Here is a 513-nt window from a genome sequence, read left to right on the forward strand (position 1 = left end):
CTAAAAGGGTCCGGTAATGTGTCGCGGTAGCTCTAATAGCCGTTAGTGCTGGCAAGCCAGAATCTAAAACAAGTAAACGAAAAATCTCACTTACAAGCTCATCAGGAAGATCACGAAGATTAGCCATGCCCTCAGGAAGATTAGCCATGCATGGCGCTCCTGTCTGTTATTATTATAAAGACTGCATCCTATAACAAAACAGGTCAAAAAACAAGCAAAAAAACTTTTCTACACGCGGCTCCCGCTGATTTAACCTAAATTTTGCAGTTGAAGTCTACTGCGAGCGAAATCAACCAGAATGAGGCGTGCTTTTTGTTAAAATTTAGGCGCGGATTGCACCAGGGCTGCCTCATGAAGCTAACTCGACCTGTTCAATTTTTGTAACAACTTGAGATAACGTTGCACCATTCCAAGAGCAAATTTTCCTTAATCCTTTCCCGACTTCCAGATTTTTATGGATAAAATATTTACACCCCAGTGTTTATGCGGGTTTTAGCGCATCATGTTTTTAGT

The organism is Gammaproteobacteria bacterium CG11_big_fil_rev_8_21_14_0_20_46_22, assembly GCA_002796245.1.
Lineage (GTDB): Bacteria > Pseudomonadota > Gammaproteobacteria > UBA12402 > UBA12402 > 1-14-0-20-46-22.